Origin of the sequence: Methyloversatilis sp. MC4-4, from assembly GCF_049843555.1 — a bacterium.
Classification (GTDB): Bacteria; Pseudomonadota; Gammaproteobacteria; order Burkholderiales; family Rhodocyclaceae; genus Methyloversatilis; species Methyloversatilis discipulorum_B.
In genome coordinates, this window is the sequence record NZ_JBBHZK010000004.1 from 261,068 (window position 1) to 287,544 (window position 26,477).

27 protein-coding genes and 1 riboswitch are annotated in these 26,477 nt (G+C 67.1%); of the genes, 16 read left to right on the forward strand and 11 right to left on the reverse strand.

Going from position 1 to position 26,477, the window contains the following annotated elements; all coding sequences use genetic code 11:
* Positions 1-7 precede the first annotated feature (7 nt).
* The 5 genes from WDZ97_RS17225 to WDZ97_RS17245 all read left to right on the forward strand — a co-directional run bounded on the left by WDZ97_RS17225 (position 8) and on the right by WDZ97_RS17245 (position 6,807).
* Positions 8-379 (forward strand): hypothetical protein, encoded by a 372-nt coding sequence (locus WDZ97_RS17225; RefSeq protein ID WP_341929078.1) that lies wholly within the window; start codon positions 8-10, stop codon positions 377-379.
* A 171-nt stretch (positions 380-550) separates the two neighbouring features.
* Positions 551-934, forward strand: a complete 384-nt coding sequence (locus WDZ97_RS17230; RefSeq protein ID WP_425763567.1) for a c-type cytochrome — start codon at positions 551-553, stop codon at positions 932-934.
* Positions 935-964: 30 nt separating this feature from the next.
* Positions 965-1,043, forward strand: a riboswitch (SAM riboswitch).
* Positions 1,044-1,128: 85 nt separating this feature from the next.
* On the forward strand, positions 1,129-4,812 hold the full coding sequence (gene metH, locus WDZ97_RS17235) for a methionine synthase (protein WP_425763568.1): 3,684 nt from the start codon (positions 1,129-1,131) through the stop codon (positions 4,810-4,812).
* Between the two features lie 139 nt (positions 4,813-4,951).
* Positions 4,952-6,226 carry a mechanosensitive ion channel family protein gene (locus WDZ97_RS17240; protein ID WP_425763569.1) on the forward strand — a complete coding sequence of 425 codons (1,275 nt, stop codon included), beginning with the start codon at positions 4,952-4,954 and terminating at the stop codon, positions 6,224-6,226.
* Positions 6,227-6,297: 71 nt separating this feature from the next.
* Complete coding sequence (locus tag WDZ97_RS17245) at positions 6,298-6,807, forward strand: GNAT family N-acetyltransferase (protein ID WP_425763570.1); 510 nt, start codon at positions 6,298-6,300, stop codon at positions 6,805-6,807.
* Positions 6,808-7,134: 327 nt separating this feature from the next.
* On the opposite strand, the gene WDZ97_RS17250 is transcribed toward WDZ97_RS17245, so the two are convergent.
* The 8 genes from WDZ97_RS17250 to WDZ97_RS17285 form a co-directional block, all read right to left on the reverse strand.
* The gene (locus WDZ97_RS17250) at positions 7,135-7,758 is read right to left on the reverse strand and encodes a 3'-5' exonuclease (RefSeq protein ID WP_425763571.1); all 624 of its coding nucleotides are present in this window, start codon (positions 7,756-7,758) and stop codon (positions 7,135-7,137) included.
* Between the two features lie 185 nt (positions 7,759-7,943).
* On the reverse strand, positions 7,944-8,537 hold the full coding sequence (locus WDZ97_RS17255) for a hypothetical protein (RefSeq protein ID WP_425763572.1): 594 nt from the start codon (positions 8,535-8,537) through the stop codon (positions 7,944-7,946).
* 1 nt (position 8,538) lies between these two features.
* Positions 8,539-9,180, reverse strand: coding sequence for a hypothetical protein (locus WDZ97_RS17260; RefSeq protein ID WP_425763573.1), 642 nt, complete (start codon positions 9,178-9,180; stop codon positions 8,539-8,541).
* A 194-nt stretch (positions 9,181-9,374) separates the two neighbouring features.
* Positions 9,375-9,728, reverse strand: a complete 354-nt coding sequence (gene arsC, locus WDZ97_RS17265; RefSeq protein WP_425763574.1) for an arsenate reductase (glutaredoxin) — start codon at positions 9,726-9,728, stop codon at positions 9,375-9,377.
* A 75-nt stretch (positions 9,729-9,803) separates the two neighbouring features.
* Positions 9,804-10,211: a cupin domain-containing protein gene (locus WDZ97_RS17270; protein ID WP_425763575.1), complete on the reverse strand. Its 408-nt coding sequence runs from the start codon at positions 10,209-10,211 to the stop codon at positions 9,804-9,806.
* Positions 10,208-10,660 carry a carboxymuconolactone decarboxylase family protein gene (locus WDZ97_RS17275; RefSeq protein WP_425763576.1) on the reverse strand — a complete coding sequence of 151 codons (453 nt, stop codon included), beginning with the start codon at positions 10,658-10,660 and terminating at the stop codon, positions 10,208-10,210. Before WDZ97_RS17275 ends, WDZ97_RS17270 begins: the two co-directional genes overlap by 4 nt.
* A gap of 87 nt (positions 10,661-10,747) precedes the next feature.
* Positions 10,748-11,617, reverse strand: coding sequence for an RNA polymerase sigma factor SigJ (gene sigJ / locus WDZ97_RS17280; protein WP_341422600.1), 870 nt, complete (start codon positions 11,615-11,617; stop codon positions 10,748-10,750).
* Positions 11,618-11,729: 112 nt separating this feature from the next.
* Positions 11,730-12,629, reverse strand: coding sequence for a LysR substrate-binding domain-containing protein (locus WDZ97_RS17285; protein WP_304001526.1), 900 nt, complete (start codon positions 12,627-12,629; stop codon positions 11,730-11,732).
* A 116-nt stretch (positions 12,630-12,745) separates the two neighbouring features.
* On the opposite strand from WDZ97_RS17285, the gene WDZ97_RS17290 reads away from it, so the two are divergent.
* From WDZ97_RS17290 to WDZ97_RS17300, 3 genes are all read left to right on the forward strand, one after another.
* Positions 12,746-13,534 carry an SDR family NAD(P)-dependent oxidoreductase gene (locus WDZ97_RS17290; protein WP_425763577.1) on the forward strand — a complete coding sequence of 263 codons (789 nt, stop codon included), beginning with the start codon at positions 12,746-12,748 and terminating at the stop codon, positions 13,532-13,534.
* Positions 13,535-13,609: 75 nt separating this feature from the next.
* Positions 13,610-14,617: an extracellular catalytic domain type 1 short-chain-length polyhydroxyalkanoate depolymerase gene (locus WDZ97_RS17295; RefSeq protein WP_425763578.1), complete on the forward strand. Its 1,008-nt coding sequence runs from the start codon at positions 13,610-13,612 to the stop codon at positions 14,615-14,617.
* 122 nt (positions 14,618-14,739) lie between these two features.
* Positions 14,740-15,192 (forward strand): PRC-barrel domain-containing protein, encoded by a 453-nt coding sequence (locus WDZ97_RS17300; protein WP_425763579.1) that lies wholly within the window; start codon positions 14,740-14,742, stop codon positions 15,190-15,192.
* 85 nt (positions 15,193-15,277) lie between these two features.
* Here WDZ97_RS17300 and WDZ97_RS17305 read toward each other — a convergent pair whose 3' ends face one another.
* The 3 genes from WDZ97_RS17305 to WDZ97_RS17315 form a co-directional block, all read right to left on the reverse strand.
* On the reverse strand, positions 15,278-15,793 hold the full coding sequence (locus WDZ97_RS17305; protein ID WP_425763580.1) for a metal-dependent hydrolase: 516 nt from the start codon (positions 15,791-15,793) through the stop codon (positions 15,278-15,280).
* A 101-nt stretch (positions 15,794-15,894) separates the two neighbouring features.
* A complete protein-coding gene (gene ycaC, locus WDZ97_RS17310; protein WP_304001515.1) occupies positions 15,895-16,518 on the reverse strand; it encodes an isochorismate family cysteine hydrolase YcaC in 624 nt (207 codons plus the stop codon).
* Between the two features lie 110 nt (positions 16,519-16,628).
* A complete protein-coding gene (locus tag WDZ97_RS17315; protein WP_425763581.1) occupies positions 16,629-17,495 on the reverse strand; it encodes a pirin family protein in 867 nt (288 codons plus the stop codon).
* Between the two features lie 147 nt (positions 17,496-17,642).
* On the opposite strand from WDZ97_RS17315, the gene WDZ97_RS17320 reads away from it, so the two are divergent.
* From WDZ97_RS17320 to WDZ97_RS17355, 8 genes are all read left to right on the forward strand, one after another.
* Complete coding sequence (locus WDZ97_RS17320; protein ID WP_425763665.1) at positions 17,643-18,545, forward strand: LysR family transcriptional regulator; 903 nt, start codon at positions 17,643-17,645, stop codon at positions 18,543-18,545.
* A gap of 102 nt (positions 18,546-18,647) precedes the next feature.
* Entirely contained in the window at positions 18,648-19,109 is a 462-nt protein-coding gene (locus WDZ97_RS17325) for a TerB family tellurite resistance protein (RefSeq protein ID WP_304001512.1), read from the forward strand.
* A gap of 87 nt (positions 19,110-19,196) precedes the next feature.
* Positions 19,197-19,829 carry a paraquat-inducible protein A gene (locus WDZ97_RS17330; protein ID WP_304001510.1) on the forward strand — a complete coding sequence of 211 codons (633 nt, stop codon included), beginning with the start codon at positions 19,197-19,199 and terminating at the stop codon, positions 19,827-19,829.
* Entirely contained in the window at positions 19,826-20,473 is a 648-nt protein-coding gene (locus tag WDZ97_RS17335; protein ID WP_425763582.1) for a paraquat-inducible protein A, read from the forward strand. The genes WDZ97_RS17330 and WDZ97_RS17335 overlap by 4 nt, the downstream gene beginning before the upstream one ends.
* A complete protein-coding gene (locus WDZ97_RS17340) occupies positions 20,466-22,106 on the forward strand; it encodes an intermembrane transport protein PqiB (RefSeq protein ID WP_304001506.1) in 1,641 nt (546 codons plus the stop codon). The genes WDZ97_RS17335 and WDZ97_RS17340 overlap by 8 nt, the downstream gene beginning before the upstream one ends.
* Complete coding sequence (locus tag WDZ97_RS17345; RefSeq protein ID WP_425763583.1) at positions 22,103-22,669, forward strand: PqiC family protein; 567 nt, start codon at positions 22,103-22,105, stop codon at positions 22,667-22,669. The genes WDZ97_RS17340 and WDZ97_RS17345 overlap by 4 nt, the downstream gene beginning before the upstream one ends.
* A 183-nt stretch (positions 22,670-22,852) precedes the next feature.
* A complete protein-coding gene (locus WDZ97_RS17350) occupies positions 22,853-25,801 on the forward strand; it encodes a fibronectin type III domain-containing protein (RefSeq protein WP_425763584.1) in 2,949 nt (982 codons plus the stop codon).
* A 58-nt stretch (positions 25,802-25,859) separates the two neighbouring features.
* Positions 25,860-26,411 carry a cohesin domain-containing protein gene (locus WDZ97_RS17355; RefSeq protein ID WP_341930662.1) on the forward strand — a complete coding sequence of 184 codons (552 nt, stop codon included), beginning with the start codon at positions 25,860-25,862 and terminating at the stop codon, positions 26,409-26,411.
* Positions 26,412-26,477: the final 66 nt, after the last annotated feature.

Genomic DNA, 26,477 nt, shown 5'->3' on the forward strand with positions numbered 1-26,477 from the left:
AGAAGCCATGAAACGCATGCTGTGCGCGCTGTTCTGTGCGCTCACGCTGTCTGCCGGCGCGAATGCCGGGCAGGAGCCGGCGAACACGCAGGACTGGATCGTCGCCGGCCGCCTCGGCCTGATGCAGTTCATCGTCGTGCCCGAAGCGTCGGCGCGCGACCGCGCCTACTACAACCGCGTGATCGAACAGAGCTGCGACAGGGAAGAAACCTGCTTCCTGCGCTTCTTCACCAACAGCAGCGGTGCGGTCCCGGCCGTGCCGCTGCCGGACGCCATCCTGGCCGAGCCGACCGCGATGTTCCAGCGCTCGATCAAGCAGGCGCGCGAACAGTTCCAGTGGAGTTGCCGGCTCGGCCTGGCCGAGGCGAACTGCTTCTGAACGGGTCGTTCTTTCGCGTGCGAAGCGATAGTTTTTGCGCCGCAGCACGCCCTTGATGCACGTCAATCCCCTATCGGGAGTGGGGGATTAGCGTGGCGACATGAGATGCCGCAACGGTTTCACGAGAACCGTCACGGCACCGGACGCCTACATTCATCAGGGAGAAAGACCATGAACACCTTCCGTTACGCAGTTGCAGCAGGTGCCTTGTCGCTCGCGCTCGGCAGCAGCCCGGCGATGGCCGATCCGTCCAAGGATGCTTCGATGCTGAAGCTCGCCGCCAGCAGCGGCTGCACCGTCTGTCACAGCGTCGAGCCGTCGACCAAGGCCGACAAGCCGGTTGGCCCGCCGTGGCGCGACGTGGCTGCGCGCTACTACGGCGTGAAGGACGCCCAGAAGCAGTTGGTGCAGACCGTGATGAAGGGCTCCAACCCCTACGACAGCCACTGGAAGGGCAAGGCCGCAGGGCTGGCGATGCCGCCCAATGCGGTGGCGATCAACGAAGCCGACGCCGGCAAGCTGGTTGGCTGGATACTGTCGATGGACGTCCGCTGAAACTTGACTTGAACCCCGCACCCCCTTAAGGTGCGGGTCCGCGCCGATTTGAGCCTCCAGCTTGCGGGCGCGTTATAAATGCCGCTAAAGCGAGCTGCCCACGACCCGTCAGCACGCTTTCCGCGTTCGGCGGGTTTTTCGTTTCTGTTCCCTGCCTTTCGATGATCACGGGTCGCCGCTCCACGGAGAGACCGATGATTCGTCCAGACTGCACCGAACAGCTCAAGGCCCTGATGGCCCGCCGCATCCTGATTCTGGATGGCGCGATGGGCACCATGGTGCAGAAGCACCGGCTGGTCGAGGCCGACTACCGTGGCACACGCTTCGCCGATCACCCGAAGGACCTCAAGGGCAACAACGACCTGCTGCTGCTGACGCGGCCGGACGTGATCCGCGGCATCCACGCGGCCTATCTCGAGGCCGGCGCGGACATCATCGAAACCAACACCTTCAACGCGACGGTGATTTCGCAGGCCGAATATGGCCTGGAATCCATCGTGCACGAGCTGAACGTCCAAGGCGCGCGCATCGCGCGCGAGGCGTGCGACGAGTACACCGCGAAGAACCCGGACAAGCCGCGCTTCGTCGCCGGCGTGCTCGGCCCGACCTCGCGCACCTGTTCGCTGTCGCCGGACGTGAACGATCCGGGCTTCCGCAACGTGAGTTTCGACCAGCTGGTCGATGACTACGTCGCCGCCGCGCGTGGCCTGACTGAAGGCGGCGCCGACCTGCTGCTGATCGAAACCGTGTTCGACACGCTGAACGCGAAGGCGGCAGTGTTCGCGGTCGAGAAGTTCTTCGACGAGGTCGGCCGGCGCTGGCCGGTCATGATTTCCGGCACCATTACCGACGCCTCCGGCCGCACGCTGTCCGGCCAGACCGCCGAGGCGTTCTGGAATTCGCTGCGCCACGCGAATCCGATCTCCTTCGGCTTCAACTGCGCGCTGGGCCCGAAGGACATGCGCCAGCACGTCGAGGAACTGGCGCACCTGGCCGACACGCACGTGTCCGCCCACCCGAACGCCGGCCTGCCGAATGCCTTCGGCGAGTACGACGAAACGCCGGCCGACATGGTGAATCACCTGCGCGAATGGGCGCAGTCGGGTTTCCTGAACATCGTCGGCGGCTGCTGCGGTACGACCCCGGACCACATCCGCGCCTTCGCCGAAGCGATGGACGGCATGCCGCCGCGCCCCGTGCCCGAGATCGAACGCAAGCTGCGCCTGTCCGGGCTGGAAGCGTTCAATGTCGGCGCCGACTCGCTGTTCGTGAACGTCGGCGAGCGCACCAATGTGACCGGCTCGCGCGCCTTCGCGAAAATGATTCTGGAATCGCGGTTCGACGACGCGCTGGCGGTGGCCCGCCAGCAGGTCGAGAACGGCGCCCAGGTCATCGACATCAACATGGACGAGGCGATGCTGGATTCGGTCGCCGCGATGGAGCGCTTCCTGAAGCTCATCGCCTCCGAGCCGGACATTTCGCGCGTGCCCATCATGCTCGATTCGTCGAAGTGGAGCGTGATCGAAGCCGGCCTGAAGTGCATCCAGGGCAAGGGCGTCATCAACTCGATCTCGATGAAGGAAGGCGAGGCGGAGTTCCTGCGCCAGGCCAAGCTCGCACGCCGCTACGGCGCGGCGGTCATCGTGATGGCTTTCGACGAGAAGGGCCAGGCCGACACCTACCAGCGCAAGACCGAAATCTGTCAGCGCGCCTACACGCTGCTGACCGAACAGGTGGGCTTCCCTCCGGAAGACATCATCTTCGATCCGAACATCTTCGCGATCGCCACCGGCATCGCCGAGCACGACAACTACGCGGTCGATTACATCGAAGCGGTCGGCTGGATACACAAGAACCTGCCGTACGCGAAGACTTCGGGCGGCGTGTCCAACGTGAGCTTCTCCTTCCGCGGCAACGACCCGGTGCGCGAAGCCATCCACACCGTGTTCCTGTACCACGCGATCCGCAACGGCCTGTCGATGGGCATCGTGAACGCCGGCCAACTCGGCGTTTACGAAGACATTCCGCAGCCGCTGCGCGACAAGGTCGAGGACGTGGTGCTGAACCGCCACCCCGGTGCCGGCGACGCGCTGGTCGAGTTCGCGATCACGGTGAAGGGACAGGCCAAGGAATCGACGCAGGATCTGGCCTGGCGCGAATGGCCGGTCGAGAAGCGCCTCGAGCACGCGCTGGTCAAGGGCATCACCGAATTCGTCGTCGAGGACACCGAAGAGGTGCGCGCGCGGCTGGAAGCCGAAGGCAAGCCGCCGCTGGCGGTGATCGAAGGTCCGCTGATGGCCGGCATGAACCACGTCGGCGACCTGTTCGGCGCCGGCAAGATGTTCCTGCCGCAGGTGGTGAAGTCTGCCCGCGTGATGAAGCAGGCGGTGGCCCATCTGCAGCCCTACATCGAGGCGTCGAAGAAGGTCGGCGAAACCAAGGGCCGCGTCGTCATGGCGACGGTGAAGGGCGACGTGCACGACATCGGCAAGAACATCGTCGGCGTGGTGCTCGGCTGCAACGGCTACGACGTGATCGATCTCGGCGTGATGGTGTCGTGCGACCGCATCCTGCAGACCGCACGCGAGCACAAGGCGGACATCATCGGCCTGTCGGGCCTGATCACGCCGTCGCTGGAAGAGATGAGCCACGTCGCGTCGGAAATGACGCGCGAGGGCTTCGACATTCCGCTGCTGATCGGCGGCGCCACCACTTCGCGTGCGCACACCGCGATCAAGATTGCGCCGCATTACGCATCTCCGGTCGTGTATGTGCCGGACGCCTCGCGCGCGGTCGGCGTCGCCACCAGCCTGCTGTCGAAGGATCAGCGCGCGGCCTATGCCGAAGAAGTGGCGGCCGACTACGCGAAGATCCGCGAACAGCACGCCGCCAAGAAGGGCCAGAAGCTGGTGTCGCTGAACGACGCGCGCGACAACGCGTACTGCTGCGGCTGGGGCAGCGAAGTGATCCCCGAGCGGCCGCAGAAGATCGGCCGCCAGGTGATCGAGGACCAGGATCTGGCGATGCTGGTCGACTACATCGACTGGGGCCCCTTCTTTCAGACCTGGGAACTGTCGGGTCCATATCCAGCCATCCTCGACGACGAGATCGTCGGCGAGGAAGCACGCAAGCTGCTGGCCGACGCGCAGGCCATGCTGCAGCAGGTGATCGACGGCAAGTGGCTGGTTGCACGCGCGGTGTATGGCGTCTGGCCGGCCAACAGCCGCGGCGACGACATCGAGTTCTATACCGACGAGACGCGCCTGAACACCGCGATGACCTGGCACAACCTGCGCCAGCAGCACGAGCGCCCGGCCGGCAAGCCGCACTACTGTCTGTCTGACTTCGTGGCGCCGCGCGCCAGCGGCGTGGCGGACTGGGCGGGCGCCTTCGTCGTCACCGCCGGTATCGGCATCGAAACCAAGCTGGCCGAGTTCGAGAAGACGCACGACGACTACAGCAGCATCATGCTGAAGGCGCTGGCGGACCGGCTGGCCGAAGCCTTCGCCGAGTACCTGCACGCAAAGGTGCGGCGCGAGGATTGGGGCTATGCGCGCGACGAACAGCTCGACAACGCAGCTTTGATCGCCGAGAAGTACCGTGGCATCCGTCCGGCGCCGGGTTATCCGGCCTGCCCGGACCACACCGAGAAGGGCGACCTGTTCCGCCTGCTCGACGCGGAAGCCGCGATCGGCGTGTCGCTGACCGAAAGCTACGCCATGCTGCCGACGGCGGCGGTGAGCGGCTTCTACCTCGCCCACCCGGACGCGCAGTACTTCGCGATCACCAAGGTGGGCGCCGATCAGGTGGCCGATCTGGCGGCGCGCAAAGGTATGCCCGAGCCGGTCATGAAGCGCTGGCTCGCGCCGGTGATCTGATCCGCGCAGTGCCGGCCCGCCGTCTGGCGGCGCCGATCTGCGGAACCCTGCGCCCTTTCCGCCTGTCGGTCCTGCGTGCCGACAGAGCGGGCGCGTCTTCGCGGCGCCGCCGCCGCAGGCCATTCACAGGGAGACAACAGTGACGAGCTATCTTGAGCTCATGGAGGCCTTTGACCATTACCCGCCGGAGCTGCGTGCGCTGATCGGTATCGCGCTGATCGCGCTGCTGGCCTGGACGGCCAACTGGATCGTCAAGAAGGTGCTGCTGCGCGTGCTCACACGCGCTTTGCGCATGCTGCCGGTGGGCGAGGGGCAGAGTACCTTCGATGACACGGTCGTGCGCCGTCTGTCCAATGTGGTACCCGCGCTCATCTTGCACAACGGCATCGCGCTGCTGCCCGACGTGCCGCCGACAGCGGTCACCGTGGTGCAGAACGTGGCCGGTGCTTTCATGGTGCTCACCGTGGCACTCGCGATCGGCGCCCTGCTGAGCTGGCTCAACGCGTTGTACGAGCGGCGGCCCGGCGCTCACCTGAAGCCGATCAAGGGCTACATCCAGGTCGTGAAGATCCTGCTGTACGTCGTCGCCGCCATCCTGATGGTGGCTGCGCTGATCGACCGCTCGCCACTCATTCTGCTGTCCGGTCTGGGTGCGATGGCTGCGGTGCTCATGCTGGTGTTCCAGGACACGCTGTTGTCGCTGGTGGCCAGCGTGCAGATTTCGTCGAACGACATCGTGCGCGTCGGCGACTGGGTGGAAATGCCGCAGCTCAACGCCGACGGCGACGTGATCGACATCGCGCTGCACACGGTGAAGGTGCAGAACTGGGACAAGACCATCACCACCATTCCGACCAAACGCTTCATCACCGACCCGTTCAAGAACTGGCGCGGCATGCAGGAGTCGGGCGGTCGCCGCATCAAGCGCAGCCTGCTGCTCGACCAGCAGAGCGTGCGTTTCCTGTCCGACGAGGAGCGGCGCGGCCTGGCACGCTTTGCATTGCTCGAGGACTATCTGGGCGAGAAACAGCGCGAGATCGACGACTGGAACCGCCAGCTCGAAGCGCGCGGCAAGGCGGCCGTGAATCATCGCCGGGTCACCAATATCGGCTGCTTCCGCGCCTACGTCGAACGCATGCTGCGCGCGCATCCGGGCATCCACCGCGACATGACGCTGCTGGTGCGGCAACTGGCGCCGACGCCGGATGGCCTGCCGCTGGAGATCTACTGCTTCACCAACACCACCGCGTGGTCGAAGTACGAAGGCATACAGTCGGACATCTTCGACCACCTGCTGGCCATCCTGCCGGAGTTCGGACTGAGCGTGAGCCAGCATCCGATCGGCGTGGACCTGCGCGAGATCGGCCGCGGCCTGGTCGCCGACGGCAGGATGGAACTGCGCGCTGCATCGTGAGACGGCGCGCAGGTGTCGCAACTCCGCGAGGTGCCGACGCGCATTTCATTTCCTGAGGCCTTGCTGTAACGATGCATCCGATCATCCGCCCGATGCGCGCCGACGATGTCGACGCCGTGCTTGCGCTGCAGGCAATCGCCTATGCCGATGCGGCCTTCGTACCCGAGGGCGCTGCCGTCTATCTGAACCGCATGAGGCTGGCACCGGATCTTTGCCTGGTCGCGCAGTCAGCGGCCGGCGATCTGCTCGGCTATCTGGTTTCGCATCCGTGGCACGACGGCAAGCCGCCGGCGCTGGACACCGAACTTGCCGCGCTGCCGGTGCCGGCGACGCGCTGGTATCTGCATGACTGCGCGGTCGCCGCGTCGGCCCGCGGCAGCGGCGTTGCGGCCGCGCTGTACGAGGCGGCACACGATGCGGCGGCATGCCGCGGACTTCGCTGCGGCGCCCTGGTGGCGGTCGGCGATGCCGCCGGCTACTGGGCGCAGCGCGGCTACCGACCGGCGCGTGGGACTGTGCCTGTGCAGGCGCTTGCAAGCTATGGCGAAGGCGCCTGCTACATGACCCGCGTGCTCGGCTGAGGCGCAGCACGGGCAAGCTTCGCGGGTTTCTGTGAGAGGGGGCGGGTCTTCTGATCCCGACTGCGAACTGTATCGAAGCCTGCGGACCGCAGCGGTCGCGTCGCGGCCAAGGCCGCTCCCACAGAGGGGGGCGCCAGACTCGCGATCGGTGGCCGGAGCCGGGTTTCTGTGGGAGGGGTCTTCTGACCCCGACTGCGGCCTGTATCGAAGCCTGCGGACGGCAGTGGCCGTGTCGCGGCCACTGCCGTTCCCACAGGAGGACGCCAGACGCGTGGCTTGAGCCTCGGGAGGGTGTAGGAGCGGTCTTCCGACCGCGACGAGACGCGCTCAGCGCCCTGGCAGCAGCGCCTGCCTTTCCTGCGGCGTCAGCGTGATCGCGAGGTATACGCGTAGCGCCGCGTAGGCGTCGTTGGCGGCATAGAGCTTCTGCGCATCGCTCAGACGGGGCAGCGACCAGTTGGTGGTGGTCACCGACTTCGACTTGCGGAAATTGCGGTCCAGCACCAGGCCGACGGCGGCGCGTGCGCCCAACGAGTTGTTGTAACCACGACGGCGAAACAGGTGGTCGAGGTCGAGCACCGACTGCAAGGTGGCGCCGAGCTTTGCGTGGATCTGGCTGCGGTCGGCGCTGAGGCCGAAGCCGATCTTCAGCACCGCCGGATCCTCCAGCAGCAGGGACGCCGCATCGCGACTGGCGCTGTCGTGCATCTGGAACAGGACGGCGCGGTCGGGCAGCGCGAACTGCACGAGGTGCGGCCCGCTGCTCACTTCACCCGGCTTGAAGGTGGGTTTGGATTCGGTGTCGAAGCCGGCTTCGCCGGCTGCGCGGATCTCAGCGACTGCGGCAGCGACGGCTTCCTTCGTGTCGGGAATGACGATGTCTTTCAGTGTCAGTCCTTCGAACGCGGGCAACAGATCCGTTTCGGCCTTGTTCGGTCCGGTCTTTCTCATGGGCGGATTGGTCCTGTGCAGGCGCGATGACGTCTGTCGGGCATGCTTCGTCGATGGCGCTGATGGGATCGTCAATCTAGCGCTTTGCCTGGCGCACCGGTAGTGCTCTGCCCTCCACCGCGCGAGCGCCCGGTGCAAGGCGGCGTGGTTACGCCGCCGTCCTTGCGACCGGACGCCCCGGACCTCTACTTGGCCGGCGTCGCGCCAGCGGGTCTCCGCCAGGTGTTCGAATTGCTCTCGATGTAGTCCACCAGCGCGTTCATCAATGGATACCAGTTGTACTGGTCGTTGACGCCTTTCCAGGCGAAGTCGAGCTCGGTTTCCGCGACGAACAAGTCTTCCATCGTGGTCGCGTCGGTCATTACGAGTTGAGCAAACGGCGTGTTGTCCTTCCGGGTGCGCTCAACGTGAATCCACAGGAACGGGCGGTAACGCCGCGCCGCGTTGTTCAGGCCGATGCGATCCGCGATCGTGGGAACTTCGTCGCCCAGCTGGGCGCGGATGATCCGTACTTCCAGTTCGGACCGCGGTATGACCTCGTCGAAATAGGCGAACTGTTCGATCTGTCGTTTGAAGAATCCGTGCTCCGCATCGCTGATAACCACAAGCTTCCTGCGCTGATCGAGATCCAGCGCCACCTGGGTACGGATGTCGGCCTTGGCCTTGGCGGGCAGGGTGCCCGAAACCGGATCGAGTGGCTGGACTTTTCCGATCGAACAGGCCGTCAGCACACATGCGGAAAGGATGAAGGCCAGACTTCGGAGTGCGCGCGCCTGCATGTCACTCTTCTCCCTGGCGGTTTTCATTGACCCAAGCGATCAGTTCGTTGAACAGCGGGTACCAGAATGTTTCATCGGACGTGCCGAACGACCAATCGATGCGTGCCTCGAACAGATCGGTGGCGGTCGCCGCGTCGCGCAGCACAAGGCTGCCGTAGGACTTGTCGTTTTCCCTGACGGTTTTCGGGTGCAGCCACAGGAAAGGCTTGTAGTGCCGGGCTACGCGACTGAGGGCGATCTGGCTGTCCAGAGACACGATGCGGTCCTGCAGGCCATGGCGGATCACCTGTTCCTCGAGCTCGCGAAGGGTGACGACCGAATCGAAAACGCCGATTTCACTGATCTGCGCGGCCAGGAATTTCGCGGTTTCCGGTGTGTATCCGGTCACCAGCAGCAGGTCCTTGTGCTTCGAAAGGTCAACCCGTTCTCCGCGCACGCGTTCGGCTTTTGCGGCGATGGGCTTTTCGCTATGCAGGAATCCTGTTGAAGGATCCACCTTCGCCACCTTCATGGCCGGCACGCAGCCTGCGAGTGTGCACGCTGCCGCGCCGAGCATCGTCCACGAAAGAACGCGCCTGCAGGCACGCGCAATGACGCGCGAAATTAAAGGGCGGGCGTGCACGTGTCCTGGGCGTAGGGACATGCGGGTCATCCTCCATATCTGAAATGAGCAGGCGGGCGTCATTGCCCGCCGAAGGCGGTCGCATGGTAGCGCATGACAATCACGCGTGCACAGATGTCTCATGCTGATAGCGTGGAACGGCTACCCGCCTGTGGGGCCTCCATTGCATGCGCATCCCGTGTGCGTTTCACGGATGATGCGCGTCGCGGACCGGGTCAAGGAAGCACGTCGAGCACCGTTTCCGGCGGTCGGCACAGCCGGGCGCCGCGCGGGGTGACCACGATGGGGCGGTTCAGCAGCACCGGGTGTTCGGCCATCGCAGCGATCAGCGTGTCGTCGTCCAGCGTCGGGTCATCGAGGCCCAGTTCGCCGTACAGCGCTTCCTTGCTGCGCATCAGTTCGCGGACCGGCACGCCGCAGGCGGCGACCAGCGCACGCAGCGCCGCGGTCGACAGCGGGGTTTTCAGGTATTCGACGACCTGGGGCTCGAAGCCGCGTTCGCATATCAGTTCGAGCGCGCCGCGCGAATTGCTGCATTTCGGGTTGTGATAGACGGTGATGACGCTCATGAGACTTGCCGTGATGTCGGAGCGTCGGGACGATAGCAGACTGCGTTCCGCGGCGCGCCGCGGAACGGCGGTCGCTCAGTTCGCCGGCAGCACCACCGGCACGCCCTGCTTCTTCACCATGAACACGGCGAAACGGGCGGGCGCCGTGCTGCTCAGGTTGCGCGCCTGCGTGTGGATGTCGTCCGGCTTTTCCTCGAACACGTCACCCGGCTTGAGCCGGCGCTCGGGTCCGCCCGCCACCTGCATCAGCACTTCGCCCTCCAGCATGTAGACGAATGCATGCGCCCGGTGACGGTGCGCCGGGCTGGCTTCGCCGGGGGCCAGCGTGACGACCAGCAGCACGCCTTCGTCCAGACCCGGCTGCAACGGCTGGCTCAGGCGCTGCGCAACGCCGCCGCCGTGACCGGCTTCGTGCGCGGGGGCAGGCAGCGCGATGAACGCCAGCGACAGCAGCGCGGCGAACAGCGACGCGCGGCGCATCATGACGCCCTCCGCTCGATCGGTTGCTGCATCGATACGGCGATGCGGTTCCAGGCGTTGATGGTGGCGACGGCGAAGGTCAGTTCGGCGATCTGCGTGTCGCTGAAGTGCTGTTTCAGCGCGTCGAACTGCGCGTCCTGCGGTGCGCCGTCACCGATGCGGGTCAGCGTTTCCGCCCAGTCCAGCGCGGCGCGCTCGGCGTCGCCGAAGAAGCTGCATTCGCGCCAGCCAGCGACGACGTCCATGCGCTGGGCATCCTCGCCCAGCCCACGCAGCGCGGTTGCGTGCATGTCGAGGCAGAAGGCGCAGCCGTTCATCTGCGACACGCGCAGATAGACCAGCTCGACCAGCTTCTTGTCGAGCGCGCCACGGCCGATCTGGTCGGACAGGGCGTACAGGGTTTTGTAGGCTTCCGGCGCGAGGCGGAAGTAGGGCAGACGCAGGCCGTGCATGAGAGCTTCTCCATGTGAGGGCGCAGCGGAATCGATGCGCTCATGGACAAGACGACGACCGGCCGCCCGGTGTGACAGCCGCCTGCGTCAGTCGATGCGGAAGCTGCCCAGCTTGTCCGGATTGAGTACGCCGTACAGGGCGAGTACGCGTTCGCCGTCGGTCACGATGGACAGCGTCGAGTGCAGCACGCCGTTGCGAAAGCGCAGGATGGCCGGCTCGCCGTTCACCAGGCCCTCGCGCCATTCCAGACTGATGTCCGGATTGCGCGCGACCGCGTAGTAAAGCCAGGCGATGCGCGAAGCGCCGTGCAGCGGCTTGAGCGTGGCCCAGGTCTTGCCGCCGCCGTCCGACACGGCGATCGCGTCGTCCGCCAGCAGGCTTTCGATGTCGTCGCGCTTGCCCGACTGCGCGGCGGCCATGAAACGGCGCAGCACGCGCAGATGGGCCTCGCGGTCGACGGTGAAGCGCGGCTGCTGTTCACCCACCCGCGTCTTCGCGCGATGCACCAGCTGGCGGCAGGCCGCCTCGCTCTTGTCCAGCGCCTGTGCGACCTCGGGGTAGTCGTAGTCGAACACTTCGCGCAGCAGGAAGGCGGCGCGCTCGTCCGGGCTCAGGCGTTCGAGCACCGCGATGAAGGCGAACGACAGGTCGTCGGCCCGCTCCAGCCGCGATTCCGGCGTGATCAGGTCGTGCTCGGCCAGCGGTTCCGGCAGCCAGGGGCCGACGTAGTGCTGCGCTTCGGCCTTGCGCGCGCGCAGCCGGTCGATGCTGAGCCGGGTCACCGCGGTGACCAGCCAGGCTTCGGCGGAGCGCAGGTCGGCCGGGGCGGACTCGTGCCAGCGCAGCCAGGCGTCCTGCAGCACGTCGTCGGCGTCGGCGCGCGAGCCGAGCATGCGGTAGGCGATGCCGGTCAGTCGCCGGCGGTGCTGATCGAAGGTGTGGGTGGTCAAGGTCATGTGCGGGCGCCAGAGCGGGAGTGGATACGCGTCGAAGACGCGCCAGCGCCTGCACTTGTGACAGCGCGCTCAGCGAAATAGGGCAGATTGTCCGCCCGCCCTACCGTCGCCTTCAATCCCCGCCAGGCGCCGGCCAGCTTTCGGCGAGGAAGTCGATGAAGCAGGCGATGCGTGCGGCCAGCGTGGTGTTGCGGTAATACACGGCATGCACCGGCTGGAAGCTCGCCACGCGCAGCGGTGCGAGCAGCTCGACCAGCCGGCCGCTGCGCCGGTCGTCCTCGGTCATGAAGTCCGACAGGCAGGCGATGCCTTCGCCGGCGAGCGCGAGCTGGCGCACCGTTTCGCCGCTGGACGCGGACAGCGACGGGCGGATCGCGCAGCCTTCGCCGTCCGCCGTGCGCAGCGGCCAGGTGTTCAGATGGGCCGGCGCGGTGAAGCCGATCAGCCGGTGCGCGGCGAGTGCCGCCGCGTCAGCCGGTTCGCCGTGTACGGCCAGATAGGCCGGCGATGCCAGCATGCGCAGCATCGAGCGGCCGAGCAGGCGCGCGTGCAGCGTCGAATCCGGAAGCGTGCCGATGCGCAGCGCGACGTCGGTGCGCTGTTCGATCAGGTCGGTGATGCGGTCGTTGCTGTGCAGCTCCAGTTCGATGTCCGGGTAGCGCGCGCGAAACGCGCCGACGCGCGGCACCAGCACATGCAATACGAAGGGCGAGGCGGCGTCCACGCGCAGCCGCCCGGCCGGGCGCTGACGGCGGATGGCCATGCATTCCTCCGCCTCAGCCAGCGCGGCGACGATGCGCCGCGCATGGTCGGCGAACAGCCGGCCCTCTTCGGTCAGGTCGATGCGCCGCGTCGTGCGCACGAGCAGGGTGCTGTCCAGCCCGCGTTCCAGCCGTGCCAGCGCACGGCTGACGCCGGACACCGTCTGCCCGAGCTGTTCGGCGGCCGCGGTCAGCGAGCCGCCATCGACCACCGCCAGATAGGCCAGCAGGTCTTCGGTGCGCGTCGTCATGGGCGTGGTCCGGTTGATATTTGACGCACAGTCAACAATCAATTGTATTTTCGACGGTTAATGAAATGATAAGCCGGCGGCACACTTGCAGGCACATCAACTGCAAGGAGCTGCACATGGATCTCGAACTGAAGGGCAGGCGCGCCCTGGTCACCGCGTCGTCGAATGGCATCGGGCTGGAAATCGCCCGCGCGCTGGCGGCCGAAGGTGCGCAGGTGGTAATCAACGGGCGCAGCGCGGCCAGCGTGGAGGCCGGCGTCGCCAGCATCCGCGCCAGCCATCCGCAGGCCGATCTGCTGCCGCTGGTGGCCGACAATGGCACGGCTGAGGGGTGTGCCGCCACGCTGGCCGCGCTGCCCGAGGTCGACATCCTGGTGAACAATCTCGGCATCTACGAGGCGGTCGGCTTCTTCGACGAGAGCGACGCCGACTGGCAGCGTCTGTTCGAGGTGAACATCCTGAGCGGTGTGCGGCTGGCCCGGCACTACCTCGCCGGCATGCTGGCCCGCGGCGACGGCCGGGTGGTGTTCATATCCAGCGAATCCGGCATCAGCCCGGCGCCGGAAATGGCGCACTACAGCGCGACCAAGACCATGCAGCTGGGCCTGTCGCGCTCGCTGGCGGAACTGACGCAGGGCACGCGGGTGACGGTGAACGCGGTGTTGCCCGGCCCCACGCGCACCGAAAGCGTCGAGAAATTCATCCAGGACCTGTTTCCCGATCTGCCACCGGCCGAGGCGCAGCGCCGCTTCATGGCCGAAAACCGGCCGTCGTCGCTGATCGCGCGGCTGATCGACCCGGCGGAAATCGGCGCCGTCGTCGCCTTCATCGCCAGCGCCCGCGCCGCGGTGATCAACGGTGCGGCGATCCGCGCCGAAGGCGGGCTGGTGCGCACGGCCTTCTGACCGGCGACGCGCCGATGACACGGTGATCCGTCGGCGCGCGCAGGGCTGTCGCACAAGGCACCGCATAATGGGCCGATGAAAAAACGCACACGCAAGTCGGTTTGGGCCCGCAGTCTCGAACGCAGCCTGGTCGCCATCACCCGCAGCGCGATGAAGACAGGCGCGCGCGCAGTGGGGCGGGCGATGAAGCCGGTGGTCAGCCGGCGCACACCACCGCCGGGCGACGGGGCGTGGGTGCTCGGCATTGCCACCGGTGTCGCCGGTGCGCGCCGCTTCAGGCTCTATCGACCGCCCGGTGTCGCGATCGGCGAGCGCCTGCCGCTGATGGTGATGCTGCACGGCTGTGGCCAGGACGCGAACGCCTTCGCCCGCAGCACGCGTATGAACCGGGTGGCGATGCGCGAGCGCTTCCTCGTGCTCTACCCGGAGCAGGACAGGTTGGCCAACGCGCAGGGGTGCTGGAACTGGTTCGACGCCACCGCCGGCCGCGCCAGTGGCGAAGCGGCGCTGATCATGAAGATGATCGACCAGGTGTGCCTGCTGCACCCGGCCGACTCCGGGCGGGTGGCCATCGCCGGACTGTCGGCCGGCGCCAGCATGGCGGCCCTGCTGGTGACCCGTCACCCTGACCGCTTCCGCGCCGTGGCGATGCACTCGGGTGTGCCGCCGGGCACCGCCCACTCCACGCTGTCGGCACTCGGTGCGATGCACGGCCGTCGCGCCACGCAACCTCTGGCGGCGACCCCGCTGACGATGGAAAGCGGCTGGCCCCCGCTGCTGGTGATCCATGGTGACGCCGATCCGGTGGTGGCCCTGCAGAACGCCCAGGCCGCCGCGCAGCAATGGGCCGACGCTGCGGGCGCGCGCGTACGGCCGTCACGCGACGTGCAGCGCGGTCAGCGGTACGCGATGACGGTGACCGATTTCCGCCGTGCCGGCCGCATCGTGTCCAGGCTGGTCCAGGTACATGGGCTGGCGCACGCATGGAGCGGCGGTGCCGCACAACTGCCCAGCAGCGACCCGCGCGGGCCCGATGCCTCACGCATGGTCTGGGCATTCGCGGCCGCGCAGTTCCGGGCCTGAGCGGTGGCTGCGTGGGCTGCCGAACAGACCGCGTTGTCGCGGGCGCCTAGTCTGCTGCAGGAGGAAGCAGGTACGCGGCGGGTTCCGCTGCGACGACTGCACACCTTCGACAGGAGATGACCATGAACTATGAAGATCGCGACGCCTACGGCATATACAAGCCGGCACGAAACAACGGAGCAGGACCGGATGCGCACACCGGCCCCGGGCCCCATTTGATGGGGGCTGACACCCTCATCGGCAACGAGGTCTACAACAAGCAGTCGGAAGAACTCGGAGACATCAAGGAAATCATGCTGGACATGCGCACCGGCCACGTGAGCTACGCGGTGATGTCCTTCGGCGGCTTTCTGGGCATGGGCGAGAAGCTGTTCGCTGTCCCGTGGGACGCGCTGAAGCTGGACACCGAGAACAAGCGTTTCGTGCTCGACGTGAACAAGGAGCGCCTCGAAAGCGCACCGGGCTTCGACAAGAACCACTGGCCCGATATGGCCGACGTCGCCTGGGAGAAGGGCATTCACGCCTACTACGGCACCCGGCCTTACGGTCAGGCGGACACGTCGTCCATCGTCTGATCGTGCGGACCCTGCCGGCACCTGCAGCGTGATTCACGCAAGTGCCGGCGGGACCTCCGTCCGGCGGTGCGCCTCGCACACCGGTTCAGACCTTGGCCGGGACACCGCTGCGCTGGCGGCGGCGAAAGGTAATCACTGCACCGACGCAGATCGCCAGTTCGAGCGCGAACGACCAGTGCAGCAGGAAGTTGAGCCACCAGGGCGTGTGCAGCGCAGGCACGGTGAACAGCGCGAACGGGCGGTCAATGAAGGGTGCGAACCACCAGATGTCGCCGACGACACTGTCCAGCACCATATGCAGCAACCCTCCCGCCGAGAAGATGCCGAGCACGGCGGCGCCTGCACTCAAGGGCCTCGTGTGCCGCCACAGCAGTGCAAGCAGAAGCAGCGACAGCCACAGGACAGGCCAGTGACTGATGTACTTGTGATGGTGGGTTTGCCGGGCGTCGACCAGGTAGAACCACAGCATGTCGAAGTCCGGCGCGAGAGCGCCGATCACGCCGGCCGCCATGGCGACCCTCGCGCGGACGGGCAGCGTTCGCGCACGATCGACGAACTGCGTGGCGAGAAGATAGCCCGATGGGGCATGGGCGATGAACATAGGCGGCGGGCATCGAGCGGTTCAGAGCGTGCCTATGATATCGCCGGACATGACGCTGGCAGGTCATCCGTCCGGACGACCCGCCCTCATGCCTTCGGGCTTCAGCCCTTCAGCGCGTTGTAGCTGGTTATCAGGTTGCGGTAGTCGGGAATGTGGTTGGACAGCAGCGTGGCCAGGCCTTCGACGTCGTTGCGCCAGTCGCGGTGCAGTTCGCACGCCACGCCGAACCAGTTGATCAGCTGTGCGCCGGCCTGCGACATGCGGTCCCAGGCCGAATGCCGGGCGATGTCGTTGAAGGTGCCGGAGGCGTCGGTCACGACGAATACGTCGAACCCTTCCTCGATCGCCGACAGGGCCGGGAAGGCGACGCACACTTCGGTCACCACGCCGGCGATGATGAGCTGCTTGCGGCCGGTGGCCTTGATCGCCTTGACGAAGTCTTCGTTGTCCCAGGCGTTGATCTGGCCGGGGCGGGCGACGTAGGGCGCGTCCGGGAACATCTCTTTCAGTTCCGGCATCAGCGGGCCGTTCGGGCCTTGTTCGAAGCTGGTGGTCAGGATGGTGGGCAGCTTGAAGTACTTGGCCAGATCGGCGGTGGCCAGCACGTTGTTGCGGAACTTGTCCGGGTCGATGTCGCGCACCAGCGACAGCAGGCCTGCCTGGTGGTCCACCAGCAGCATCACGGCGTCGTCCTTGTTCAGCTTCTTGTAGGTCTTCGTGGTCATGGCGATTCTCCTTGCAGTTGAGGTTGGGTGCCGGGTGGGTGGCTTTGGCCTTTGTGGCTCCCGGCGGAGTGATCCCTGCGCGCCCCGGTGCGCGCAGGGGGTGAAGCGGTTCAGGCGGTCGCGGTCTCGAAACGCCCGCTGTTGAAATCGTCGATCGCCTCGCGGATCTCGTCCTTCGTGTTCATCACGAAGGGCCCGTAGCCGGCGATCGGTTCGTCTATCGGTTCGCCGGCCAGCAGCAGCACGGTGGCGTCGGTTTCGGCGGCGATCGCGAAACGGCTGCCCTCGCGGTGGTACAGCGCCATCTGCGCCTCGCGCACCGGCTGGCTGCCGTTGGCGTGGATCAGGCCTCGCAGCACCACCAGCGCCAGCGTGTGACCCTCCGGCACCGTCAGTTCGAGGTCGGCGCCGGCTTTCAGCTTCAGGTCCCACACATTGATGGGCGTGAAGGTGCGGGCCGGGCCACCGTGCCCAGCGTACTCACCGGCGATGACGCGCAGATGTCCGGCGCCGTCCGGCAGTTCGACCACCGGAATGTCTTTCTTCGCCAGGTGCTGGTAGCCGGGCGCGGCACGCTTGTCGCGCGCCGGCAGGTTCACCCACAGCTGCACCATTTCCAGCGGGCCGCCGCGGCGGGTGAAGTCCGGCGAATGGAATTCCTCGTGGATGATGCCGGCACCGGCGGTCATCCACTGCACGTCGCCCGGGCCGATGACGCCGCCGGCGCCGGTCGAGTCCTGGTGGGCGACTTCGCCGTCATAGACGATGGTGACCGTCTCGAAGCCGCGGTGCGGGTGGCGGCCGACGCCGCGCGGCGTGTCCGACGGCTCGAAGTTCGCCGGGCCGGCGTAGTCCAGCAGCAGGAAGGGGCTCACGTGGCGGCCCATCGAATCGTAGGAAAACAGCGAGCGCACCGGAAAACCGTCGCCGACCCAGTGCTGGCGCGGTGCGCTGTACAGACCCGAAATCTTCTTCATGGTGTTTCTCCTGTTCGTTCGCACCGTTCCGTCTGAACCGTGCTGCGTTGAGGTGAATACTAGATTCGGGACAATCGACGCACTAGACGGCAAAATCGCTATTCAGTGTTCTATTGATGGAACGATGGAGGCGGTGTGGCAACTGAGATGCAGGACCTGAACGACCTCTACTACTTTGCTCGCGTGGTCGAGCACGGCGGCTTTGCGTCGGCGGCGCGCGCGCTCGACATGCACAAGTCCAAGCTCAGCCGGCGCATCGCGCTGCTGGAGGACAGTCTCGGGGTGCGCCTGATCCAGCGCTCGACGCGCCGCTTCGCGGTGACCGAGATCGGCCAGGCCTATTACGGTCATTGCGTCGCCATGCTGGTCGAGGCGGAGGCGGCGCAGGAGGCGGTCGAGCGCACGCGCGCCGAGCCGCAGGGCATCGTACGGCTGGCCTGTCCGACCGCGCTGCTCGAATACCAGGTAGCCGACATGCTGAGCCGCTACATGGCGGCCTGCCCGCGCGTGCAGATCCATCTGGAGAGCACCAACCGGCGCGTGGATGTGATCCGCGAAGGTTTCGACCTGGCGATCCGGGTGCGCTTTCCGCCGCTGGAGGACACCGACCTCGTGATGAAGGTACTGGGCGACAGCCTGCAACGCCTGGTCGCTCACCCGGACCTGATCGCGCCGCTGGGCGAGGTGCGCGTGCCGGCCGATCTCGCAACGCTGCCCAGCGTGGCCTGGGGGCCGGCGCAGCGCGACCACGCGTGGATGCTGGAAGGCCCGGACGGGGCCAGCGCGCAGGTGCGCCACGCGCCGCGACTGGTGACCGACGATCTGGCCGCCCTGCGCAGCGCGGCGCTGCACGGCGTCGGTGTCGCCCAGCTGCCGACCATGATGGTGCGCGACGACCTCGCCAGCGGCCGTCTGATCGACGTGCTGCCGCACTGGGCGCCGCGCTGCGGCATCGCCCACGTCGTGTTCCCGTCGCGCCGCGGCCTGCTGCCGGCGGTGCGCGGGTTGGTCGATCATCTGGCGCGCGAGTTTGCGCAGCTTCCGGCGTGATCGTCCGTCGCCCGATGCGGCGCGGGCGGGAACACGCCGCACCGATGCACACTCTGCACAACACGGCCGGCGACCTGCGCCGGCCCGAACGAGGATGAGTGGATGTTCCGTACCCTGAAAGAGCTGTTCGACAGCTTCGCCGCACCGGCGGTCGATCCGGTTGCCACCGAACACCAGCTGCAGCTGGCCACCGCCGTGCTGCTGGTCGAAGTGATGCGCGCCGACCCGGACATCGGCGACGACGAGCGTGCCGCCGCGATGCAGGCACTGCGCGACAAGTTCGCGCTCGCCGACGACGAGATCGAACGCCTGATCGAACTGGCCACCACCGCGGCGGCCGAGGCCTACGACTATCAGCGTTTTACCGGCCAGCTGAACCGCGCCTTCGACGCCGCACGCAAGCTGCGCGTGATCGAGCTGATGTGGCAGGTCGCCTATGCCGACGGCCACCTGCACGCGCACGAGGCGCACGTGATGCGCAAGGTGGCCGATCTGCTCTACATCCCGCACGCCGACTACATCACCGCCAAGCTGGCGGCGCGCGACGGCGTCGGTGTGCGCTGACGCCGCACTGCAGGCGCTCCGGCGGCGACCTCGTTGCGTGGCGGGGCAGCGGCCCGCACAATCGTCGCTGATTCCACGGTAATGCCCATGTCCCACGCGCATCCCACGCTGCCCGCCCAGACCATCGCCTGCCACGAGTGCGATCTGCTGCAGACCGAGCCCGAACTCGCGCCCGGGCAGACTGCGCGCTGCGTGCGCTGCGGCGCCTTCCTCGCGCGCAACCCGCCGGACAGCCTCGATCGCACGCTGGCGCTGACGCTGACTGCCGCCATCCTGTACGTGATCGCCAACGTCTATCCGCTGGTCGGCCTCGAACTGCAGGGCCGGCGCGTCGAGGTGACGCTGATCGGCGCGGTGCAGGTGCTGTGGCAGGACGGCATGACGCCGGTCGCCGCGCTGGTGTTCGGCACCGCGCTGCTGTTCCCGCTGCTCGAACTGCTGATGATCCTGATGGTGCTGCTGCCGCTGCGCCTCGGCCGCGTGTCACCGCGGCTGGCGCCTTTCTTCCGGCTGGTCCGTTCGGTGCAGCCCTGGGGCATGGTCGAAGTGTTCCTGCTCGGCATGCTGGTGTCGCTGGTGAAGCTGTCGCACATGGCGACCGTGCTGCTCGGCACCGCCTTCTGGGCGATGGCGACGCTGATCGTCGCGCTGACGCTGGCCGGGCGCGCCTTCGACACGCGGCTGCTGTGGCAGGTGCCGCCGGAGGGCGCGAACGGATGAGGCGCGACCTGACCGCACGCGAAGCCGGGCTGATGAGCTGCCACGTGTGCGGCCAGCTGGCGCACATTCCTGCTGACCACGCGGCGCTGCTGCGCTGCCCGCGCTGCCGGGCGCCGATGCACCCGCGCAAGCCGGCCAGCGTATCGACCACCTGGGCGCTCATCATCGCCGCGGCCGTGCTGTTCGTGCCGGCCAACCTGCTGCCGATGATGACCACGTCCTCACTGCTCGGTCGACAGCAGGACACGATCATGAGCGGCGTCGTGTTCCTGTGGCAGAGCGGTTCGTGGCCGCTGGCAGCGGTGGTGTTCTTCGCCAGCATCATGGTGCCGCTGCTGAAGATCATCGCGCTCGCCTGGCTTACCGTGACGGTGCAGCGCCGCTCGCGCCGCAGCGTCATGCAGCGCACACGGCTCTACCGCATCGTCGAATTCGTCGGCCGCTGGTCCATGCTCGACATCTACGTCATCACGATACTGGTGGCGCTGGTCAACTTCCGTGGCCTCGCCACGATAGAGGCCGGGCCGGCGGCGATCGCCTTCGGCGCCGTCGTCGTGCTGACCATGTTTGCGGCGATGAGCTTCGACCCGCGACTGATCTGGGACCCCCTCACCGAACCCGGGAAACCTGCCACCCATGTCTGACCCGACTCCGCCCGCGCTGCCCACCGCCGTGGTCGACCCGCCGCGCCGCTTCCGCATCCCGCTTGTCTGGGTCATTCCCATCGTCGCCGCGCTGATCGGTCTTTTCCTCGCCGCCCGCACCTGGTACGAACAGGGGCCGGTGGTGACGCTGCAGTTCCGCACCGGCGCCGGCCTCGAGCCGGGCAAGACGCGCATCAAGTACAAGGACGTCGACGTGGGCCAGATCAGCACCGTTCGGCTGGCGGAGGACGGCAGCCACGTCGTCGCCATCGCGCAGATGGCGCGCGAGGCGGCACCGCTGCTGGTCGAGGACACGCGCTTCTGGGTGGTCAGCGCCAAGGTGTCGGGCAGCGCGGTGTCGGGTCTCGATACGCTGCTGTCGGGTACCTATGTCGGCATGGATGCCGGCAAGTCGGGCGAGGCGCGCCGCGATTTCGTCGGGCTGGAGGATGCGCCCGTGGTGTCGCTCGGCGTGCCCGGGCGCAGCTTTGCGCTGCACGCCGACTCGCTGGGCTCGATCGACGTCGGCACGCCGGTGTACTTCCGGCGCATCCAGGCCGGGCAGGTCACCGCCTTCAAGCTTGACGACGCCGGTCAGCATCTCGACATCCAGGTGTTCATCAAGTCGCCGTACGACCGCTTCGTCACGATAGACACGCGCTTCTGGAACGCCAGCGGCATCGATCTCAAGCTGGGCGCCGAGGGGCTGCAGCTGAACACCGAATCGGCGACCGCGATACTGGCCGGCGGGCTGGCCTTCGAAACACCGCCCGGAGGCGATACCGACGCAGCCCCGGCGGGCCAGGACTTCCGTCTGTTCTCGACCCGCGCCGAGGCGCTCAAGCAGCCCAGCTCGAACGCGCAGATCTGGCAGCTGCGTTTTACCGAAACCCTGCGCGGCCTGTCGGTCGGCGCGCCGGTGGACTTCCGCGGCATCCAGATCGGCGAGGTGATCGCGATCTCGCCCGACGTCGATGTCGATGCCGCCGACGTCGGCCTGCAGGTGGACATCGCGGTGTTCCCGGAGCGCATGCAGTCGCGCAAGGACACCACGCAGGACATGAGCGAGGCCGACTTCCGCGCCTTCGTCGACCGCCTGATCAAGCGCGGTCTGCGCGCCCAGCTGCGCAACGGCAACCTGGTCACCGGTCAGCTCTATGTCGCGATGGACTTCTTTCCCAATGCGGACACGGCGAAGGTCGACTGGGCCGGGCGGCCGCCGCAGCTGCCGACGCAGCGCGGCAGCCTGGACGAACTGCAGGCGACGCTGAGCCGCATCGCCGCCAAGATCGACCGCCTGCCGCTGGACGACATCGCCGCCGAAACGCGCCGCGCCATCGCCGGTCTGGCCAGCGCGGTCGAGCGCACCGAGGCGCTGATGCAGCGACTGGACGGACTGGCATCGAACGAAGTGCGCGCCGCCGTCGCCGAAACGCAGCAGACCATGGCCGAGGCGCGCGCCGCGGTCGCCGACGGCCGCCGCCTGCTGGCCAGCGACGCGCCGCTGCAGCAGGACCTGCGCGACAGCCTGCAGGAACTGTCGCGCGCCGCGCAGTCGCTGCGCCACCTCGCCGACACGCTTGAACGCAACCCGGAAGCGCTGTTGCGCGGCAAGCCCGAGGAGAAACCGTGATCCTTCTTCGTCTGATTCCGGTCGCCATCGTCGCACTGCTGCTTGGCGGATGCGGCAGTTCGCCCACCGTACGCCACTACACGCTCACCACCGGCGAAGCGCCGGTCGCTGCCGGCGCAGCGTCACCAAGCGTCGTCGTCGGTCCGATCAGCCTGCCGGAAGCGGTGGACCGTCTGCAGATCGTGCAGCGCGTCGCCGGTGCGCGCGCCGAGCCGGCACAGGGTCACCGCTGGGCGGGGTCGCTGAAAGCCGAACTGGCTCGCCGGCTCGCCACCGCCATCGCCCGCGAGCGCGGATTGGCGCGCGTGGTGGCTGCCCCGCAGAACAGCGTCGCCCGGCCCGACCTGACGGTGCCGGTGGACGTGCTGCGCCTCGATGCCGACGGCTTCTCGTCGGTCACGCTGGAAGCCGTGTGGGCCGTCCGCCGCGACGGCACCGACATCGGCAGCGGCCGCTTCAGCCGCAGCGAACCGGTGAGCGCGCAGACCTACGAAGCGCTGGTCGAGGCGCACGGCCGGCTGGCCGATGCGCTGGCCGCGGACATCGCAGCCGCGATCCGCTGAGGGGCTGCGCATGGCTGTAGCGGTCGCGCGACCGGTACAGTGCGTGGGCGGTGCAAGCCGTTGAGCTGTCGATGTTTTCGCCGCATGGATGATCCGAACGGCTCACCCGCGAGGCGGTAAGCCGTTCGAAGATGTAATCCGGGGTCGCTGTAATCCGGCGGTTTTCTTCCGGATGTACCGACCATGAACTTCCATGCCGCATTCGTGCGACGGCTGCGCATCGCCGTCGCCGCGCTGGTGTGCGCCTGCGCGTCGCTGAGCGCAGTCGCAGCCGACATCGTTCCCTACCTGCAGACGCCGACCGCGAACTCGATCTGGGTATCGTGGAAAACCGCCGAAGGCGACGAGTCCGTCGTCGAATACGGCGTGGATGGCGGACCGCTGAACCGCACCGCCTCCGGCTCGGCGCAGACGCTGGCCGCGAACTACCGCCTGCACGGCGTGCAACTCACCGGCCTGCAGCCGGAAACGCTGTACACCTACCGCGTGCGCACCGGCAGCCAGGTGTCGCCGGTGTTCCGCTTCCGCACCCAGCCCACGGCGGCGCGCAAGAGCGGTCACTTCCGCATCCTGCTCACCGGTGACCATCAGCTGCGCAATGACGATCGCCACACACCGCTGCTGCAGGCGGCCAAGGCCAAGATCCAGTCCCTGACCGGTCTGCCGCTGGAAGAGTCGGTGCAGCTCATGCTGAACAACGGCGACCAGGTCGACGTCGGCACGCTCGATCACTACGAATTCGTGCACATGAAGCCGTCGGCCGTCGTGTCCGGCAATCTGGCCATCATGACCGCGCTGGGCAATCACGAAACCTACTACGACCCGGGTCTGGCCAACTGGCGCGCGCACAACTTCTACGACCAGATCAGCTACAAGGGCATCGCCGCCGCGGCCGACGAGAGCTATTACGCGCATCAGGTCGGTCGCGTACTGCTGGTGTATCTGAACTCGGAATCGGGCTTTTCGGCACAGGCCGAATGGCTGCGCAAGGTGGTGACCGCGGCCGACGCCGATCCGGACGTCGACTGGGTGATCAGCGTCGTGCATCGTCCCTATCAGGCGGAACAGTATGTCGGAGACATTTCGCAGTGGTTCCGCGACACCGCGATGCCGATACTGGCCGGCACGCGCAAGCACGCGCTGAACATCGGCGCCCACCACCACCTGTACGCGCGTGGTCAGACCCGCGACTGGCCGATCTACCACATCATCAGCGGCGGTACCGCCTGGGACCAGTTCTGGGGCCAGTCGACCGAGCGCGACATGGATGACGTGCAGAAGACCATCGCCAACTGGACCTGGCAGCTGATCGACTTCGATCTCGACGCGCGCTCGATGAAGGTGTCGACCTATGCCGAAGGACACCCGAAGCTGGGCTTCGCCTACAACAGCCGGCTGATCGACGAATTCGAACGTCGCCTCGATGCGGCCGCACCGGAGAAGCCCGAGCTGAACGGTGCGGCCAATGGCGAAACGGTCACGCTGCCGCAGTCGTTCAAGCTGTCGTCCTTCATGTCGATGTCGGGCATGGCGCTGAACAGCACGCAGTTCCAGATCGCCCGCGATGCCGCTTTCTCCAGCACCGTGGTCGACCTGATCCGTGACGTCGAGAACGTCTACGGCGACACCGGCGCACCGGATTACGAGCCGGTGGACATCCATGCCGGCGTCGATATCGAAACCTATACCGTGCAGCAGTACGGCCTGAACAACGGCAGTTACTACATCCGCGCCCGCCACCGCGACGCGAATGCCGAATGGTCGCCGTGGTCGGAGGCGCGCAGCTTCAAGGTCGAAGGCAGCGCCGACGGCGACCCGGCACTGCGTCTGGCGAAGAAGGTGTGGTCACCGGACGAGCCGGTGACCGTCGAGTACCTGAACGGTCGCGGCAAGGCCAAGGACTGGGTGGCCATCTATCGCAAGGGGCAGACGCCGGGTTCGGCCACGCCGTCGATCAAGTGGGGCTATGTGTCGGGCGTGAGCGGGCAGATGGCGTTCTCGGGACTGGCGGCAGGCGTCGAGTACTTCGCTGCCTTCTTCACCGACGACAGCTACGTCGAGATCGCGCCGCGCATCGCGTTCTATGTCGGAAACATGCCGGAACTGGCGATCAACAAGACCCAGTTCAACGTCGGCGAGCGCCCGACCTTCAGCTGGAGCGGCGCGCCGGCCGGCGCCAAGGACTGGATCGGCGTCTATCGCGTCGGCCAGACGCCGGGCGGCATCGGTTCCACCACCTGGGCCTATGCGCCGACCGAAGCCGGCAGCGTCACGCTGGGTACGCTGAACAAGGGCTACTACTACGCGGCCTTCTTCATCAACGACGCCTACTTCGAAATCTCCGACCGCGTGCCGTTTGCCGTCGGCAGCGAGATCGCGAGCGTCAGCCTGGTCAAGACCGCACTGGCCAGCGGCGAGCGTCTCGACATCCGCTTCTCCGACGGTCCGGCCACGGCCAAGGACTATATCGGCGTGTTCCGCAAGGGCGCTGTGCCGGGCATCGACCTGCTGGTGAACTACTACTACGTCGATGGCCGCGCCAGCGGCAGCCTGTCGCCGCCGGAGCCGCTGCCGGATGGCGAGTACTTCCTCGCGCTGTACATCAACGACTCCTACACCGAAGTATCCAACCGCGTGGAATTCACGGTCGGTGAGGGCAGCGAGCCGGAACCGGATCCGCGCGTGCTCGGCGTCACCCGCAACCTCATCCGCACCGGCGACACGCTGGAGGTGAACTGGTCGGGCATGCCGGGCAATGCGAAGGACTGGATAGGCATCTACCGCTCGACCCAGACGCCGGGCAGCAGCAGCCCCTCGGTGCTGTGGCGTTACGCCGGCGCCGCCGCAGGCACGGCGTCGTTCAGCGGCCTGGCTGCCGGCGAGTACTACGTCGCCTTCCTGCTGAACGACGGCTACGAAGACGCCGCCCCGCGTGTGCCCTTCGCGGTGCGCAAGCGCGGTGACATCAACGGCGACGGCCGCATCGACGTCGCCGACCGCGACGTGCAGCGCGCAGCGATCGGCAGCTGCGACGGCGATGCGCGCTACCAGCCGCTGGCCGACTTCGACAGCGACCGCTGCATCACACAGGCCGACTACAAGCTCTGGTATGCGCTCTTCACCAAGCAGTGAGCGCCCGTTCAGCACTGAAGGCGGGGTCTGACGGCTCCGCCACGCAAGGAGAATGAAGATGATGATGAAAACCCTCGTCGCCGCGCTGATCGCCGCCGGCACCCTGTCGGCGCAGGCCGCCACCGTTTCGCTGTCCGGTACCGCAAGCGCGGCGGTCGGCCAGACCTTCACGCTCGATGTGTCGCTGCTCCAGCCCTTCGACGGTGAACGCGCTGGCGACGAACTGCTCGCCTTCGGCATGGCGTTGTCCTTCGACAGCAGCCTGCTGAAGCTGCTGGGTGTGTCGCTTGCCGACGGCTGGAGCGACGATTCGGCCTTCACCGGCCTCGCCCTGTCCGGTTCCGCCTTCCCCGGCGTGGCCGACGCGGGTCAGACCTCGCTGACGCTGGCGACGCTGTCTTTCGAAGTGCTGGGCAGTGGCCACACCTCGGTCGGCGTGATCAGCGATTCGGCGAGCGACTTCAATCAGGGGCTGTGGTACGCGATGGCGCCGACGCTGGACGTGCAGGCGACGCATGCACTGGCGCTCGCGGTGCCCGAGCCCGGCAGCTACGCGATGATGCTGGCGGGCCTCGGCCTGCTGTCGCTGGCGGTGCGTCGCCGCGCCTGAGAGACGCCGGGCGGTTGGCGTCGGCCGCATCGCGAGCAAGCTCGCTCCCGCACCCTCGGGTTCGGA